This window comes from Kitasatospora sp. NPDC057940, assembly GCF_042887425.1.
Lineage (GTDB): Bacteria > Actinomycetota > Actinomycetes > Streptomycetales > Streptomycetaceae > Kitasatospora.
The window spans coordinates 237,330-253,785 of the sequence record NZ_JBHVPH010000006.1 but is presented as its reverse complement, the minus strand read 5'-3'; the positions used below and the strand labels follow the sequence as shown (position 1 = coordinate 253,785).

Here is a 16,456-nt window from a genome sequence, read left to right as displayed (position 1 = left end):
TGCCGGGCGGGGCGCGGACGATGCGGCCGGGCGAGGCATGGACGGTGCAGCCACCGGTGGGCGGGCGTCGGTGTGCGCGGTCGGCGCGACACGGCCCGCGCGGGACGGCGGACGACGGCCGAAGGCGGATCCACGGGGCCCGGTACGGCCGGGGCGGCCTGGCGGCCAGGACGGCCGGAGGCGATGGGGGGGTGGAACGGCCGAGGGGCCCGCACCGGGCGTAGTGCACGGTGCGGGCCCCTCGCTACCAGGCGAGTGCCGTGGCAGAGAACTACAGCGGGCGAATGTTCTCGGCCTGCGGGCCCTTCTGGCCCTGCGTGACGTCGAACTCGACCTTCTGGCCCTCGAGCAGCTCACGGAAGCCCTGGGCGTTGATGTTCGAGTAGTGGGCGAAGACGTCAGCGCCGCCGTCCTCCTGCTCGATGAAGCCGAAGCCCTTTTCCGCGTTGAACCACTTCACGGTACCAGTAGCCATTAAAAAATCTCCTTCGAGAGACTGTACGAAGTCCGCACCGTGCGGACGCCGAGTCGCCGCGATGAGCACCCGCCGGGGAAAGAGCCGGAAAACAAAAAATGCGCCTGCAATACATCAGCAGGCGCACACAAAGTTCATGGGAACCACTACTGCAACTAAATCGACTGTAGCAGGCCCGGGCTCGTCGCGGAGGATATTCCGCAGCCGGTCTTTCCTGACCCTCCCCCACGGGCGCGGCCCACCCGCCGACGGGGTCGGCAACGGGTGGCGCCGCCAGGGCAGTTGGGGCACCGGCGGCGGGGCCCGGTCGGGCGGAGAATTTTTCCGGGCCGGGCGGGTCCGCCGAGCCGGGGCCGACTGGTCGTGCCCTGTCACCCGGCGGGGTTCCGGCCCTCCGGAAGGGTCCGCTCCCCGGTTTTTCGGAGCATACTGATCGGGATGACGAAATCACCGGCAGTCCGGCGCCACCTGCCCACCAGTCCCTTCAAAGCCCCGGCCGAGGTGCCCCGCAAGCGGTTCGCCGTGGGCGACCGGGTCACCCACGACAAGCACGGCCTCGGCCGGGTCGTCGACGTCGAGGACGGCAGCGACATCGCGGTCCTCGTCGACTTCGGCTCCCGCCAGGAGCGACTCACCCCTCCGTACGCCGAGATGTGGAAGCTCTGACCCGGGGCTCCCCCCGGGACACCAGGGCCCGGGCCCCGGAACGATCCACAAGATCTTCCCCAGGACGCCGGACCGTGCGTAGGCCGTAGGACAGGCCGCGCGCACGGTCACGCGCCCGGCCTGCGCCGAACCGTGCACGAGGCCACCGAAGCCGGCGGCGGCGCAATAGTCTGGGTGCATGTCGAACTCTGATGAGCTCCTCGTTGACATCGCCGCCATGGTGGAGTCCGAGCACAGCAACCAGATGTCCTTGACCGTGGTCGTCCCCGGAGCGGTCATCACCGGCCGGCTCGCACCGATGGCCCTCTGGTTCGAGCGGGTGTCGGAAGTCCTGCACACCTCACAGCACTTGAAGCCGTTCGCCGCCCTCTTCTCCCCGCCCTCCGCCGACGTGCCCGCACGGCCGACGCACCTGCACCTGCACCGGGCGCGGATCCTCCAGGGCGACTTCGGACTGCCCCACACCGGCGGCATGTACCGGATCGCCATCGAGGACGTGAGCAGTTGGACGGTGGGTGACCTCAGCTACTCCGACGCCTGACCTCCGACGCGACGGGCCCCGGGCGCCACACGGCCGCCCGGGGCCCTTTCCGTCCGCGGACCCGGGCCAGCGCCGCGCCGTCAGCGGCCGGTGAGCGAGCGGAGCTCGGCGGCGTAGAGCTCGGCGGGGTCGAACCCCATGCCGGTGAAGTGGCCGGCGAGTTCGAGGGAGAGCACGCCGTGCAGCCGGGTCCAGACGGAGAGGGCCAGGTGGAGGACCGCCGGCGGGGCCGGGTGCTCCCCGGCCCAGGCCCGGTGTTCGGCCAGGTGGGCGTCGAACGGGGACGGCGGCACGGCCGGTGACTGCTCCGCCGGCGCCTGCTCGACGGGCGACCGCTCGGCGGCGCAGGCATCGAGCAGGACGGCCATGATCTCGACGGAGATCCGGGTGGTGTCCTCGGGCGCCCGGTAGCCGGGCACGGGGGTGCCGTAGACGAGCAGGTACCGCTGGGGGTCGTCCAGGGCCCACCCGCGCAGGGTCTGCGCCAGCCCGGCCACGTCGGTACCCGCGGCGGCGCGGGCCCGGAAGGCGTCGGCGAGGCTCCGGTAGGCGTCCCGGACGAGTTCGGTGATCAGCTCGTCGCGACTGGCGAAGTACCGGTAGAGGGCCGGACCGCTCATGCCCATCCGCTTGGCGATGGCGTTGAGGGACAGTGCGGAGGCCCCGGCGGTGGCGATCTGCTCCCAGGCCCGCTCCTTGATCTCCTCCTGCACCTGGGCGCGGTAGCGCTCCCGGGGAGTCCTCACATCCGACGCGCCCATGGCCGCCTCCAGACCTCACGACGACGACATCACCATCTCGTTAGAGGCTATCACTCCCCCTCTTGACTCTCACCGACGCCTGGAGTTATAACTTCTAACGAAGGCAACAATATCTATCGAGAAGGAGGGCGTCATGGACACCGAACGCCTCGTCCAGGTCGTACTGCCGGGCGTCGTGGCGCCGGAGGGCCTGGAGATCCGGCACGGAGCCGTACCGCGGGCCGGCCGGGGGCAGGTCCTGATCGCCATGGAGGCCAGCGGCGTCTCGTTCGCCGAGCAGCAGATGCGCCGCGGCCGGTACTACGACCAGCCGCCGTTCCCGTTCGTCCCCGGCTACGACCTGGTCGGCCGGGTGCTGGCCACCGGCGAGGGCGTCGACCCGGGGCTGACCGGGCAGCGGGTGGCCGCGCTGACGAAGGTCGGCGGGTGGGCCAGCCACGTGACCGTCGACGCCGCCGACGCCGTGCCCGTCCCGGACGGCCTCACCGCGGCCGAGGCGGAGACCGTGGTGGTCAACGGCATCACGGCCTGGCAGCTGCTGCACCGCCAGGCGCGGGTGCGCGCCGGGCAGCGGATCCTGGTGCACGGCGCCTCCGGCGGGGTGGGCTCCGTCCTGGTCCAGCTGGCGCGCGCGGCCGGCGTGCAGGTGATCGGCACCGCGTCCGCGCGACACCACGACGCCCTGCGGGAGCTCGACGTGACCCCGGTCGACTACCGCACCGAGGACGTGGCGGCCCGGGTCCGGGAGCTGGCGCCCGGCGGGGTGGACGCCGTGTTCGACCACGTCGGCGGGCGCAGCGTGATCGACTCCTGGCGCCTGCTCGCCCCCGGCGGCACGCTCGTCGCCTACGGCAGCGCCTCCACCCGCGACGACACCGGCTCCAAGCAGTGGCCCGTGCTGAAGATCCTCGCCCGCACCTGGCTCTGGAACACCCTGCCCAACGGCCGCCGCGCCCACTTCTACAACATCTGGGCCGGCCGCGCCCTCGGCCGGGACCGCTTCCGCGCCCGCCTCCGGTCCGACCTCGCCCAGGTGTTCGCCGCCGTCGCCCGCGGTGACGTCACCGCCCGGATCGCCGCCCGACTCCCGCTCGCCCAGGCGGCCGAGGCCCTGCGGCTGGCGGAGTCCGGGACCGTCAGCGGCAAGATCGTCCTGATTCCCTGACCCGCGGGGAGCGGGGCTCGGGGCGCGGAGCTCGGGGCGCGGCAATGACTCGGCAATGAACCGGCAATGGTTCAGACCATTGACGGCCCGGGCGGGGGCTTCTACGGTGTCAGCACCGACCTGACGCAGGCATGCCATGATCTTCGGCCGCGCCCCCACGCGCGCGCCCTACGTCGGGCGCACACTCCAACCACCCCCACGGAGGAGCACCATGCGCAAACGTCATCTCGCCGGCGCGGCCGCGGCCGCGATCGCGCTCCCGCTCGTACTGGCCCTGCCCGCCCAGTCGCACGGCTACATCAACCTGCCGCCCAGCCGGTCCGCGCTCTGCGGAGCGGGCGGGGTGCCGTGGGACTGCGGCGACATCCAGTGGGAACCGCAGAGTGTCGAGGGCCCGAAGGGCTTCCCCGGCCGGGGCCCGGCCGACGGCACCATCTGCGCCGGCGGGGACGCCCGTTGGGCCCCGCTGGACAACCCGCGCAACGGCACCTGGCCGACCACCCGGGTGACGGCGGGCCAGCAGCTCACCTTCACCTGGTACATCGAGGCCCGGCACTCCACCACGAACTTCAGGTACTTCCTCACCAAGCCCGGCTATGACGCGAGCCAGCCGATCACCCGGGCCAGCCTGGAGCTCACCCCCTTCCTGACCGTCCCCTACAACGGCCGCCAGCCCGCCGCCACCACCACCCACACCGCGACCCTCCCCAGCGGTCGTACCGGGCACCAGGTGGTGGTGGCGGTCTGGGACGTCGCCGACACCGGCAACGCCTTCTACTCCTGCACCGACGTCCAGTTCTGACGGTCCCGACCGCTCTGACAGCACTGACAGCACTGACTGCCTGACCGCAGTACTCCGCTGCCCCGCCGTCCCGTGCGGCGGGGCAGCACCGCGGCCCCCGGCCCGACCGGTCAGGACGCCGTGCCGGTCCGGGCCCGCAGCCCTTCCGCGAACGCGCGCGCCGCCATCAGGTCGTCCGCGTCGGGCCGGGCCTTGTTGATGCCGCCGACGAGCTTGAACGGGGCCCAGGTGTCGAACCCGCGGCACGCGAAGGTGTCGCCCACCTCGAAGCCCTTCTGCTCCAGGACCCGCACGAGGGGGCGGGTGAACGGCTGGAACCGCGGCTCGGGCAGCCCGCTGGTGGCGAACACGAACGCCCGGCGGCGCGGCCCCCGCCCCTGCGGGAGCGACCTGACGAACCGGCGCAGCTGCGGGTGGAACCTCATCGAGAAGATCCCCGAGCCGAACCCCACGAGGTCACAGTCGGCGAGCTCCTCGACACCGATCCGTTCGGGGTCGACGACCCGGGCCTCCAGGACCTGGCCCATGACGTCGGCGATCCTCCTCGTGTTGCCGTGGGACACGGAGGTGCACACGATGACGGCCTTCATGACGGCGCTCCTTACGCTTCACGATTCCCGTGCGGCGCGGCCGGAGCAGGCCACCCGCCCGCCTCACCCGCCCGCACCGCACCCGATTCACCGGAGGCGGTCGCCGCAGCACGCCACGACCGCACCCGACAGGTAGACCGGGCACCGCCGGAGAACGTGACATCGGCGCGCACCGAAGACCTCGGTGGATCCCCGACCGCGCGTTCCACCCGGGCGGCCGGCCCGCGCGGCGGCACCGCTTCGGTCACCGACCTGCCGCGTCGCTCCGGGCGCCCCGAGGAGTCAGCCGTTGGGGAGGATGACGGCGCGCCCGTTGATCCGGCCGCTGTGCAGGCGCTCGTAGGCGAGCGGCGCCTCGTCGATCCCGTAGGTCTCGACGTGCACGTCCACCGCGCCGGCCCGGGCGAGGTCGAGGACCTCGATCAGCTCGGCGCGGGTGCCCCAGTACGGGGAGGCCACCGAGACCTCGTACGGCAGGGTGCCGAAGCCGACGGCCAGGGTGCCGCCGCCGAGGCCGACGATCGTCACGTCGCCCTCCACCGCCGCCATCGCGCCGGCCGCGGCCGTCGTGGGCGGGGCGCCGACGAAGTCCAGTACCACCTGGGCGCCGACGCCGCCGGTGAGTTCGCGCACCCGGGCGGGCGCGGAGGCGTCGGAGCGGACCGTCTCGTGCGCGCCGACGCTGCGGGCCAGCGCGAGCTTCTCCTCCGTCACGTCCAGGGCGATCACCCGGGCCGCGGTCATCGCGCGCAGCAGTTGGATCGCGACGTGGCCCAGGCCGCCGGTGCCGATCACCACGGCGGTGCTGCCGGGCGTCAGCTTGCCGAGCGAGCGCTTGATGGCGTGGTACGGGGTCAGGCCCGCGTCCGTGAGCGGCACGGCCCTGACCGGGTCGAGTCCGCCGAGCGGCACCAGGTGCCGGGGGCTGTCCACCACCATGTACTCGGCCATCGCCCCGGGGGCGCCCAGGCCGGGCGGGCGGATGCCCAGTTCGGTGGCGCGCAGGCAGTAGTTCTCCTTGCCCTCCGCGCACTTGGCGCAGTTGCCGCAGCCCCACGGCCCGTAGACGGCGACCGGCTCGCCCTCGGTCAGGCCGGTCACGCCCGCGCCGAGCGCGGCCACGGTGCCGACGCCCTCGTGCCCGAGGGTGAGCGGCAGGGGGAAGGAGAGCCGCTCGGCGGGCATGCTCATCACGGCGATGTCGGAGTGGCACACCCCCGCCGCGGTGACCTTGAGCAGGACCTGGCCGGGGCCGGGCTCCGGATCGGGGACGGTGACCACCTCGGGGGCGGCGCCGACGCTGCGGTACTGGACTGCCTTCATGGGTTTCGGACTCCCTCTCTCTGTCCCCCCGGACGTGTCTGTCCCCCGCTTGCGCCGCCCCGGCTCCCGGACGGGCCGGTGACGGTCCGGTCAGCGGGCCGCGTAGGCGCCGTCGACCAGGTGGTAGCTGCCGTGGATGAAGGAGGCCCGGTCGGAGAGCAGGAAGGCGGTCAGTTCGGCGACCTCCTCGGCGCGGCCGAGCCGGCCGGCCGGGTGCAGGGCGACCAGCGCCTGGCGCGCCTCCTCGTCGGCCGCGCTCAGCAGCGGGGTGTCGATGAAGCCCGGGCCGACGGCGTTGATCCGCACGCCCTGCGCGGCGTACTCCAGGGCGGCGGTCTTGGTCAGGCCCACCACGCCGTGCTTGGCGGCGGCGTAGGCGGGCGAACCGGCGAAGCCGTTGGTGCCCAGGATCGAGGCCATGTTGACGACGGCGCCACCGCCGGCCGCCAGGATGGCGGGTATCTCGTAGCGCAGCGAGTAGAAGACGCCGTCGAGGTTGGTGGCCAGGACCCGGCGCCACTGCTCGGGCTCGTACGCGCCGGTGGGGGCCTTCGCGCCGCTGATGCCGGCGTTGTTGACGGCCAGGTGCAGGGCGCCGAGGCCGTCCACGGCGGCCTGGACGGCGGCCCGCACCGACTCCGGGTCGGTGACGTCCGTCCCGATCGCCAGGGCCCGGGCGCCGGTGGCCTCCAGTTCGGCGGCGGCCTTGCGGGCGCCCTCCAGGTCGAAGTCGGCGACGGCGACGGCCGCGCCGCCGGCCGCCAGGCGGCGGGCCACGGCGAGGCCGATGCCGGAGGCACCACCGGTGACCAGTGCGGTCTTGCCGGTGAACTCCTGGGGGTGGTCGGTGCCGGTCATGGCGTACGTCCTTTCGTGCGGGTGCGCCGGGTGGGCGCGGTGGTTCAGGCCGCCGGGCCGTCGGGGGGCGGTTCGGCGGCGAGCAGGTCGAAGGCCCGTTCCACGAGGTCGGGCAGATCCGGTTCGTCGGCGCCGACGGGGTGGCGGACCCAGGCGCGGGAGGCGGCCTGGAGGGCCGCCACGCCGAGGCCGACGGCGACGGCCGGGCGCAGGTCGTACTCCGCGTCCAGGCCGAGCCGGGCGGCGGCGATCCGGATGGAGGCCTCCTCCTCGTCGACGCAGATCCGCCGGTAGGCGGCGGTCAGCGAGGGCTCGGCGGCGATCAGGCCGAACAGCTCCCGCACGCCGGGGCGCCGGTGCCAGGCCGGGTCCCGCTCGTCGCCCAGCCAGACCCGCAGCGCCGCGCGGTAGGCGGCCACCGGGGTCTCGGCGGCGGGGCGGGCCGCCAGCGCCGCGTTGATCCGGCCGAAGTCGGCGCGCAGGCAGTCCAGCACGGCGTCCTCGCGGGAGGCGAAGTACCGGCTGAAGGTGCGGCGGGAGACGTCGGCCCGGTCGGTGACGTCCTCGACGGAGACGGCGGCCAGGCCGCGGTCCAGCACCAGCTGGAGGGCGGCGGCGGCCAGTGACTCGCGGGTGCGGCGCGCCTTGCGGTCACGCCGCCCCTCGGTGCTGTGCTCGGCCTTCTCGGTGGTCACGGGAGCCACCGTACACCCGGAAATGTCCCACTGGGACATGAGTCCCGGCGGGACGCGAACTGGCCCCGGCCCTCGCGGGAAGGCGGGGGCCGGGGCGAACGCGGAGGCGGGTCCGGCGGAACGGGTCCGGCCGATGGTTCAGGTCAGGCGGGTCAGGCGGGTCAGGCGGGTCAGGCGGGTCAGGCGGGGACTATCGCGAAGGAGCCGTTGCTGAGCGCGGTCTCGGTGTAGGGGCCGCTGTTGATGGCCTGCGGGGAGTAGCCGTCGAAGACCTGGCCGTTGACCGTGACGCCGGAGAAGTCCAGACGGCTGAAGGAGGGGTAGCTCTGGCTCGGGGACTCGATCACGGCCTCGGCGCTGACGTTCTGGCCGTTGAGCTGCTGGGTGGTGGTCTCGGTCCAGCCCTTGGTGTTGTCGGTGATCTGCAGGGCGTAGCTGGAACCACCGCTGTTGACCACCGAGGCGGTGAAGCTGTCGCCGGCGTCCACCGGATCGCTGAAGTACTGCGGCGGGGCCGGGTACATCTCGTACCAGGCCGAGTAGACCGCGGAGCCGCTGGAGCAGTCGGCCTGGACGCCGGTCTGCTCGACGGTCTGCGAGCCGTAGCCGTCGATGCCGACCCACGGGGCGAACAGGTCGTTGGTGGTGTTGCACTGCACGGCGGGCATCGTCCAGGAGCCGGAGACGCTCTGGAAGCCGTTGCCCTGGGCGACGTAGCCGCCCCAGACTCCGCCGTCGTAGCGGGCGCCGTGGCCGAAGCGGTGTGCGGCGCCGAAGCCGTGCGCGGCGGTGTGGGTGGCGGGGGCGGCGGTGGCGGGGGTCGCGGCCGCGGCGGCCGGGAGGGCCAGCAGGGCGGCGAGCACGAGCCGGCCGGTGCGGGAAAGGGCCATGGGGGGCTCCTTCACTGGGGGTTGAGGGGGTGCCGCCCAGCTTGCGGGCGCCGCGGGCGGGCCGGGAAGGGAGCCGCGTGGGCAGGAACCCGACATGGCGGGAACATGTCGGCCGATCAATCCCTTGATTTCGGGCACCGAGTGGCGCACAGTCGGCTCGTCCACTGGCGGTGCAGGACGAGGAGGGCGCAGTGTCGGGGACGGGCATGCTCGCCGGACTCGGCCTCGGCACGGTCGAGGAACAGCTCTACCTGCGGCTGCTCGGCGTCCAGGCCGCCGACCCGCAGTGGCTGGCCACCCAGATGAACCTCCAGGCCTCGATCGTGCTCGCGGCGCTGGTCTCGCTGGCCGCGCAGGGGCTGGTGGAGGCGTGCGCGGCCGGGGCCTGGGCGGCGGTGCCGCCGGACGTGGCGGTGGAGGAACTGCTGCTGCGGCGCGAGGTCGAACTGCGGCGCGCCCGGGGGCGGATGGGCGAGCTGATGCGCGCCTACCGGCAGGGCCGGGACGGCAGCGGCTCCGACGGGCCGGCCGAGGTGATCTGCGGGCGCAGGTCGGTCGCCGAGCTGTGGCGCACCCTGCAACAGGGGGTGCGTCGGCAGTTGCGGGTCCTGGACCGGCCCCCGTACATCCGGCGCAGCGATCCGCAGACCGAACTGGCCCTGCTGGCAAGGGGGGTGACGACCAGGGTGGTGTACCACAGCCAGGTGCTGCGCGATCCGGAGCGCCTGGCGGAGATCCACTCCTTCACCACGGCCGGGGAGCAGGCCCGGGTGCACACCGAACTGCCGCTGAAGCTGGCGCTGTTGGACGACCGCTGGGCGCTGCTGCCGGTCAGCGCGGGCACCGAGCTGCAGAGCGTGCTGCTGATCCGGCCCTCCACCCTGCTGGACGCGCTGGCCGGGCTGTTCGAGCTGTACTGGGCGCAGGCGATGCGGCTGCCCGCCCTGCCGGAGGAGAGTCCGGAGGACCGGCACCGCCAGCTGCTCCCGCTGCTCGCGGCGGGGCTCACCGACGAGTCGATCGCCCGCCAGCTGGGGGTGTCCACCCGGACGGTGCAGCGCTGGGTGCGGGAGCTGATGGACCGGTTCGGGGCCCGGACCAGGTTCCAGGCGGGCATCCAGGCGGCCCGGGCCGAGCTGCTGTGAGCCGGCCGCGCCGCCGTCGGGCCGCGCGAGTGCGCAGGTCAAGGCCGGGCCGGGTGCGCGCGGGAGGCCCGGTGACCGGGAGAATGGTGCGGACAGTTCACCGGAAGTACAGAGAAAGCGAACCCCCACCATGGATCTCGGCGTGCGCTGGAAGCTGCACGGTGACGGGCGTACGCCCGCGCCGGGGGCGGTCGTCCGCCCCGACGAACGGCTCTCCTGGCCCCGCACGGCAGGGCTCGGCGCCCAGCACGTGGTGGCCATGTTCGGCGCGAGCTTCGTGGCGCCCGTGCTGATGGGGCTCAACCCCAACCTGGCCATCATGATGTCCGGCGTCTCGACGATCATCTTCCTGCTGGCCACCCGCGGCCGGGTGCCCAGCTACCTCGGCTGCTCGCTGTCCTTCGTGGGCGTGGCCGCGGTGATCCGGGCGCAGGGCGGCACCAGCGCGACCGTGACCGGTGCGGTGTTCGTGGTGGGCGCGGCGCTGTTCCTGGTGGGCCTCGCGGTCCAGCGGTTCGGGGCACGGATCATCCACGCGGCGATGCCGCCGATCGTGACCGGCGCGGTCGTCATGCTGATCGGCTTCAACCTCGCCCCCGTCACCGCGTCGACCTACTGGCCGCAGGACCAGTGGACGGCGCTGCTGGTGATGCTGTTCACCGGTCTGGCCGTGGTGTGCCTGCGTGGCTTCTGGTCGCGCGTGGCGATCTTCCTCGGACTGCTCTTCGGGTACGGGATCTCCTGGCTGTTCGACCAGGTCTTCGGCAGGATCCACTCGGTGGACGCGAGCGGCCACCTCACCGACCACTGGCGCCTGGACCTGTCGGGCGTCGGCAAGGCGGACTGGATCGGCCTGCCCGACTTCCACGGCCCCTCCTTCCAGTGGTCCGCGATCCTGGTCGCCCTGCCCGTGGTGATCGCGCTCGTCGCGGAGAACGCCGGGCACGTGAAGGCCGTGGGCGAGATGACCGGCCAGAACCTGGACGACAAGCTCGGCGTCGCGATCTCCGCCGACGGCGTCGGCTCCATGCTCTCCACCGCGCTCGGCGGCCCGCCGAACACCACCTACTCCGAGAACATCGGCGTCATGGCCGCCACCCGGGTCTACTCCACCGCCGCCTACTGGGCCGCCGCCGGCTTCGCGCTGCTGTTCGGCGTCTGCCCGAAGTTCGGCGCCGTCGTCGCCGCGATCCCCGGCGGGGTGCTCGGCGGCATCACCGTCATCCTGTACGGCATGATCGGCCTGCTCGGCGCGCAGATCTGGATCAAGTCCAAGGTGGACCTGCGCAACCCGCTGAACCTGGTGCCGGCCGCCGCGGGCATCATCATCGGCATCGGCAACGTCACCCTGAAGTTCACCGACACCTTCAGCCTGAGCGGCATCGCGCTGGGCACCCTGGTCGTCATCACCGGCTACCACACGCTGCGGGCGCTGGCCCCCGCGCACCTCAAGACGCAGGAGCCGCTGCTGGACGAGGGCACGTCCTCGTACGACGAGGGCTCCGAGGGTACCGAGGGGCCGCGCAACCCGTAACGGACGGGCCCGGGTTCGGGTTCAGGTCGACACGACGGCCGGCGGAAGTGTCCGAAAGGGAGCTTCCGTCGGCCGTTCCGTCTGGCCGGACGGGCCGGGCGGTGGTCGAATCGCCGCGTACACCCGTCCCCCACCCCGCGCCACTCATCCCCCCGGGAGAGGCATGTCCGTTCCGACCCACCGCCGCAAGGCCGCCGCCGCGGCCGCCGCCCTCGCCACGTTCGCGCTCACCTGCGGCGGCCAGGCCTCCGCCGACGACGCGGGCGAGGTCCTGTGGACGCCGAGCACCAGCACCGGCCCGTCCTCGTTCAAGGCCGTCCAGTGCGCGGCCGGCAACTTCGACGTCGTCCAGGACTCCACCAAGGGCAACGTGTGGCGGGCCTTCCAGGCCGCCGGCGAGGAGCGCTGCGAGACGCTCAGCCCGGACCTGAAGGAGGGCGACACCTTTTACCTCGGCTGGTCGTCCAAGGTGGACATCCAGGACTCCAACAGCCGCTACGTCTTCCAGCTCAAGTGCTCGCCGAGCACCGACACGGCCAACCACCCGATCGAGATCGACATCGTCAACGGGCGCGTCCGCCTCCAGGAGTGGGACACCGACCACGTCGCGCACTCCCTGTGGACCGCTCAGACGGCCAACAACACGTGGCACTCGTACGCGCTGAAGATCAGCCTGGGCCGCACCGACGGCACCATCGACTTCTGGTTCGACGGCGTGAAGCAGACCTTCACCACCGGCTCGGACACCTTCACGGGCACCACCTGGGACGGCGACCGCAACTACCTCAAGTGGGGCTCCTACCACCCCTCCTCGGGCGACGCGACGAACACGTTCACCAGCCCGATCATGGCGACCACCCTGGAAGCGGCCACGGCCGGCTCCTGACGGCGCGCGGGCCCGGACCGGTGAGCGGTCCGGGCCCGCGGTTCCGGACGTCGCCGAACTCGCACGACCGGCCGAAGCCGGCCGTTCCGCTCACCCGCCGAGCCCTCGCCGCCGCCGCTTCAGGCCCGGGGTTCCAGGTAGTCGCGGATCGCGTCGCGGTTGCGGGTGAGGCAGTCGATGCGCTCGTCGAGCCGGCCCGGTTCGCGCCGGAGCAGCGCGGCCGGTTCCGGCCCGGGGGTGGCCGGGAGGGTCACCGAGCCGTGCAGGCAGGGGATGACCGAGCGCAGGGCGCGGGAGGGCGGAGCGGGCGGCGGTCACCGCAAGGGGTGGCCGCCGCCGGATAAATGCCGTGCGTGCCTGGCCGCCGGTGGCTACACTGGCGCGGACTTCGACCGTCCGTATGCCGAGGAGACCAGACGTGGTGGTGGACGACGACATCTCCGGGTGAGTCCCGGACCCGGTAGGCCACCGACCGGTGCGTACGAGCACCGTCGGCGTGGCCCCGTCGTCGTGCCCTTCTCCCATCCGTCTGCCCCCGGGCGCCGGCTGTCTGCTGCGCCGCGCCCTGCTCCTCTGTGAGGCCACCTCCATGTCCGGCGCTCTCGTCGTCTGCTCGAACCTGTCCTTCTCCTGGCCCGACGACACCCCCGTCTTCCAGGACCTGTCCTTCTCCCTCGGTGCCGGCCGCACCGGCCTCGTCGCGCCCAACGGCACCGGCAAGAGCACGCTGCTGCGGCTCCTCGCCGGGACGCTGCGGCCCGCCGGCGGATCCGTCACCGTCACCGGCACCCTCGGCCACCTCCCGCAGACCCTCCCCCTGAGCGGCGACCTCACCGTCGCCGAGGTGCTGGGCGTCGCCGCGATCGTCCGGGCCATCGACGCCGTGGAGTCCGGGGACGTCGACGAGCGGCACTTCGCCGTCATCGGCGACGACTGGGACATCGAGGAACGCACCCGCGCCCAGCTGGAACGCCTGGGCCTGGCCCACCTGGCGCTGGACCGGCGCCTGGGCACCCTCAGCGGCGGCCAGATCGTCTCCCTCGGCCTGGCCGCCCAACTGCTCAGGCGCCCCGACGTGCTGCTGCTCGACGAGCCCACCAACAACCTCGACGCCGACGCCCGCCACCGCCTCCACGACGCCCTGGACGACTTCCGCGGCGGCCTGCTCCTGGTCAGCCACGACCGCGCCCTGCTCGACCGGATGGAGCGGATCGCCGAACTCGACCGCGGCGAACTGCGCTTCCACGGCGGCAACTTCACCGCGTACGAGGAAGCCGTACGGGCCGAGCGGGAGACCGCCGAGAAGAACGTGCGCAACGCCGAACAGGAACTGCGCCGCGAGAAGCGGGAGATGCAGCAGGCCCGCGAACGTGCCGAACGCCGCCAGGGCAACGCCGCCCGCAACCTGAAGAGCGCCGGCCTGCCCCGCATCTTCGCCGGCACCATGAAGCGCGGCGCCCAGGAATCCGCCGGGCGGGCCGGCCAGATGCACGCCGAGCGGGTCGGTGAGGCGAAGGCCCGGCTGGACGAGGCCGGGCGCGCGCTGCGCGAGGAGCAGCGCCTCTCGCTGGACCTGCCCGACACCACCGTGCCCGCCGGGCGCACCCTCTTCCTCGGCGAGCGGCTGCGCGTGCGGCTCGGCGACCGGGAGGTGTTCACCGGCCGGGGCGTCGACCTGACGGTGCGCGGCCCCGAGCGCATCGCGCTCACCGGCCCCAACGGCGCGGGCAAGAGCACCCTGCTGCGCCTGCTCGGCGGGGACCTCGCCCCCGAGGGAGGCGACGTGCGGCGCGCCGAAGGGCGCACCGCCTACCTCTCGCAGCGCCTCGACCTGCTGGACCCGGAGCGCACGGTGGCCGAGAACTTCGCCGCGTACGCCCCGCAGCGGCCCGAGGCCGAGCGGATGAACCTGCTCGCCCGCTTCCTCTTCCGCGGCGCCCGCGCCCACCTGCCCGTCGGGGTGCTCTCCGGCGGCGAGCGGCTGCGCGCCACCCTGGCCTGCGTGCTCTGCGCGGAGCCGGCCCCGCACCTGCTGCTGCTGGACGAGCCCACCAACAACCTCGACCTGGCGGGCGCGGCCCAGCTGGAGAGCGCGCTGAACTCCTACCGGGGGGCCTTCGTGGTGGTCAGCCACGACGAGCGGTTCCTGCACGGGATCGGCGTGCAGCGGTGGCTGCGGCTGGCCGACGGCGAGCTGGCGGAGGGCGCGCCCGCGTAGCGGGAGACGGGCTGCGCCGTTCGGTGGGCGCAGCCCGGTGCGCCCACCGGCGGAACGGCGCGATGTGGCGCCGGTCACAGGATCGGGGCCCTCGGGGGCCTCCGGGTGAGAAGGGTCACGCCCGGCGGGCGGACGGCCGTCCGGACGGCGACAGGGCCCGGCAGGACTGGGCGGGCGGGGTCGCGACACGGTCCGAGGTCCTGTCCGCTTCGGGACCTTCGTCGCGACTTCGGCCGACCTTCGGCCCGGTGGCGGCCCCCTCGCACCCGGGCAACCGTGGACGGTCGCCCGGTGTGAGCGGGTGATGGCGCCGTCCGCCGGACGGCGTCTTTCCTTGCCGTCTACCCGGCGCACGGTGAGCGGGTCATCCGCCGTCGTACGCTCCGGAGGACCCCCAGCACATGTCCCAGACCATCGACAACGCCCCGTATACCGCCTTCCACCGGAGACTGGCCCTCGCCTGTTCCGGTGGACCGCTGCTCGACGGCTACATCCTGAGCATCGTCGGCGTCGCCCTGATCGGGATGCGACCCGAGCTCGGCCTGTCCACCGCGGAGGTCAGCCTGATCGGCGCCGCCGCGCTGGTGGGCATGTTCGTCGGCGGCGCGCTCTTCGGCGTGCTGACCGACCGGATCGGCCGGGAGGTGATGTACACCGCCGACCTGCTCGTGATGGTCGCCTGCTCGGTGCTCTCCTTCTGGGTCGACACGGTGTGGGCGATCGCCGTGCTGCGCTTCGTGCTCGGCATGGCCGTGGCCGCCGACTACCCCATCGCCACTTCCCTGCTCGCCGAGTGGCTGCCCGCCAAACAGCGCGGGCGGCTGCTCGGTCAGCAGATCATCGCCTGGTACGCCGGGTCCGTGCTCGCCTACGTGGTGGGCTACGCGTTCCTGGAGCTGGCCGGGCCCGGCAGTTGGCGGTGGATGCTCGCGAGTTCCACGGTGCTGTGCGTGGTGTTCCTGGTGATCCGCCGTGGTACGCCGGAGTCCCCGCGCTGGCTGGCCGCCCACGGGCGGGTCGGCGACGCGGTGCGCGTGGTCGAGAAGCACCTCGGCGTCCGGGTGGACGGCCGCGAGCTGATGCCCGACCCGGCCGAGCGCGGCCGCCCCGGCGGGCTGCGCCTGCTGATGACCCCGCCCTACCGGCGCCGCACCCTGTTCTGCGGTCTGTTCTTCCTCTGCCAGGTCGGCCCGCTGTTCGCGATGCTCACCTTCGGCCCGCAGATCCTCTCCTCCTTCGGCATGCCCGGCGGCACCGTGATGGAGACCCTGGGCACCGGGCTGATCAGCCTCGTCTTCCTGCTCGGCTGCTACCCGGCCCTGCGCCTGATCGACACCCGCGGCCGGCGCCCCGTCATCATCTGGTCGTTCGCCCTGATGGCCGTCCCGCTGGCCCTGCTGGGCGTGTGGCCCACCGCCCCGGCGGCCGTCGCGCTGACGGCGCTGTGCGCGTACGCCTTCCTGTGCGGCGGGCCCAACGTCCTCGACTGGACCTACCCCAACGAGCTGTTCCCCACCGAGATCCGGGCGACGGCGGTGGGTGTGGCGACCTCGGTGAGCCGGATCGGCGCGGCCGTCGGCACCTACCTGCTGCCGCTGTCGCTGTCCGGGCTGGGCACCGGTCCGACCATGCTCATCGCGGCCGGCACCACCGTGGTCGGCCTGCTGGTGTGCGTGCTGTGGGCCGAGGAGACCCGGGGCACCGCCCTGGGAGCCGCCCCGGCCGCGGGCCGCACGGCCGCCAGGCCGGCCGTCCCGGGCCAGCGCGTCCCGCAGACGGCGCGCTGACGGCCACTGCCTGACGCACGCGGCGGGCCGGCGCCCCGCCGACGCCGGGCCCGCGCCCCGGGGGGTGCCCGCGCGGGGCCCGCCCGGGGGGGCCCGCCGGGCCCCCCGGGGCGGCGGGGC

Annotated in this window: 17 protein-coding genes; 9 read left to right on the top strand and 8 right to left on the bottom strand. The window is 73.5% G+C overall.

The features are described 5' to 3' along the window. Window positions 1–271: 271 nt before the first annotated feature. Complete coding sequence (locus ACFVTF_RS13170) at window positions 272–475, bottom strand: cold-shock protein (protein ID WP_063350360.1); 204 nt, start codon at window positions 473–475, stop codon at window positions 272–274. 438 nt (window positions 476–913) lie between these two features. Here ACFVTF_RS13170 and ACFVTF_RS13165 point away from each other — a divergent pair, with 438 nt between their 5' ends. Continuing rightward, a complete protein-coding gene (locus ACFVTF_RS13165; RefSeq protein WP_371521625.1) occupies window positions 914–1,141 on the top strand; it encodes a hypothetical protein in 228 nt (75 codons plus the stop codon). A gap of 178 nt (window positions 1,142–1,319) precedes the next feature. Next, entirely contained in the window at window positions 1,320–1,682 is a 363-nt protein-coding gene (locus tag ACFVTF_RS13160) for a hypothetical protein (RefSeq protein WP_387812995.1), read from the top strand. Between the two features lie 80 nt (window positions 1,683–1,762). Here the strand turns inward: ACFVTF_RS13160 and ACFVTF_RS13155 are convergent, their stop codons facing one another. Then, window positions 1,763–2,443 carry a TetR/AcrR family transcriptional regulator gene (locus ACFVTF_RS13155; RefSeq protein WP_387812992.1) on the bottom strand — a complete coding sequence of 227 codons (681 nt, stop codon included), beginning with the start codon at window positions 2,441–2,443 and terminating at the stop codon, window positions 1,763–1,765. Window positions 2,444–2,576: 133 nt separating this feature from the next. Between ACFVTF_RS13155 and ACFVTF_RS13150 the strand changes: the two genes are divergently transcribed. Next, a complete protein-coding gene (locus ACFVTF_RS13150) occupies window positions 2,577–3,608 on the top strand; it encodes a medium chain dehydrogenase/reductase family protein (protein WP_387812989.1) in 1,032 nt (343 codons plus the stop codon). Between the two features lie 211 nt (window positions 3,609–3,819). Continuing rightward, window positions 3,820–4,410, top strand: coding sequence for a lytic polysaccharide monooxygenase (locus tag ACFVTF_RS13145; protein ID WP_371521617.1), 591 nt, complete (start codon window positions 3,820–3,822; stop codon window positions 4,408–4,410). A gap of 110 nt (window positions 4,411–4,520) precedes the next feature. On the opposite strand, the gene ACFVTF_RS13140 is transcribed toward ACFVTF_RS13145, so the two are convergent. From ACFVTF_RS13140 to ACFVTF_RS13120, 5 genes are all read right to left on the bottom strand, one after another. Further along, the gene (locus ACFVTF_RS13140) at window positions 4,521–5,000 is read right to left on the bottom strand and encodes a flavodoxin family protein (RefSeq protein ID WP_387812987.1); all 480 of its coding nucleotides are present in this window, start codon (window positions 4,998–5,000) and stop codon (window positions 4,521–4,523) included. A 282-nt stretch (window positions 5,001–5,282) separates the two neighbouring features. Beyond that, window positions 5,283–6,323 (bottom strand): NAD(P)-dependent alcohol dehydrogenase, encoded by a 1,041-nt coding sequence (locus ACFVTF_RS13135; protein ID WP_387812984.1) that lies wholly within the window; start codon window positions 6,321–6,323, stop codon window positions 5,283–5,285. Between the two features lie 90 nt (window positions 6,324–6,413). Then, window positions 6,414–7,181: an SDR family NAD(P)-dependent oxidoreductase gene (locus ACFVTF_RS13130; RefSeq protein ID WP_387812981.1), complete on the bottom strand. Its 768-nt coding sequence runs from the start codon at window positions 7,179–7,181 to the stop codon at window positions 6,414–6,416. Window positions 7,182–7,225: 44 nt separating this feature from the next. Next, window positions 7,226–7,876, bottom strand: a complete 651-nt coding sequence (locus tag ACFVTF_RS13125; protein ID WP_387812978.1) for a TetR family transcriptional regulator — start codon at window positions 7,874–7,876, stop codon at window positions 7,226–7,228. A 179-nt stretch (window positions 7,877–8,055) separates the two neighbouring features. After that, window positions 8,056–8,766 carry a G1 family glutamic endopeptidase gene (locus tag ACFVTF_RS13120; protein ID WP_387812975.1) on the bottom strand — a complete coding sequence of 237 codons (711 nt, stop codon included), beginning with the start codon at window positions 8,764–8,766 and terminating at the stop codon, window positions 8,056–8,058. Window positions 8,767–8,957: 191 nt separating this feature from the next. Here ACFVTF_RS13120 and ACFVTF_RS13115 point away from each other — a divergent pair, with 191 nt between their 5' ends. The 3 genes from ACFVTF_RS13115 (at window position 8,958) to ACFVTF_RS13105 (ending at window position 12,331) form a co-directional block, all read left to right on the top strand. After that, window positions 8,958–9,911, top strand: a complete 954-nt coding sequence (locus ACFVTF_RS13115) for a LuxR C-terminal-related transcriptional regulator (protein ID WP_371521605.1) — start codon at window positions 8,958–8,960, stop codon at window positions 9,909–9,911. A 130-nt stretch (window positions 9,912–10,041) separates the two neighbouring features. Continuing rightward, the gene (locus ACFVTF_RS13110; protein WP_387812972.1) at window positions 10,042–11,445 is read left to right on the top strand and encodes a uracil-xanthine permease family protein; all 1,404 of its coding nucleotides are present in this window, start codon (window positions 10,042–10,044) and stop codon (window positions 11,443–11,445) included. 163 nt (window positions 11,446–11,608) lie between these two features. After that, window positions 11,609–12,331, top strand: a complete 723-nt coding sequence (locus tag ACFVTF_RS13105; protein ID WP_387812969.1) for a hypothetical protein — start codon at window positions 11,609–11,611, stop codon at window positions 12,329–12,331. A 119-nt stretch (window positions 12,332–12,450) separates the two neighbouring features. Here the strand turns inward: ACFVTF_RS13105 and ACFVTF_RS13100 are convergent, their stop codons facing one another. Further along, window positions 12,451–12,585, bottom strand: coding sequence for a hypothetical protein (locus ACFVTF_RS13100; protein WP_387812967.1), 135 nt, complete (start codon window positions 12,583–12,585; stop codon window positions 12,451–12,453). Window positions 12,586–12,920: 335 nt separating this feature from the next. Here ACFVTF_RS13100 and abc-f point away from each other — a divergent pair, with 335 nt between their 5' ends. Then, entirely contained in the window at window positions 12,921–14,549 is a 1,629-nt protein-coding gene (gene abc-f, locus ACFVTF_RS13095; RefSeq protein ID WP_387812964.1) for a ribosomal protection-like ABC-F family protein, read from the top strand. 401 nt (window positions 14,550–14,950) lie between these two features. Beyond that, on the top strand, window positions 14,951–16,336 hold the full coding sequence (locus tag ACFVTF_RS13090) for an MFS transporter (protein WP_363585835.1): 1,386 nt from the start codon (window positions 14,951–14,953) through the stop codon (window positions 16,334–16,336). The last annotated feature ends 120 nt before the right edge of the window (window positions 16,337–16,456 follow it).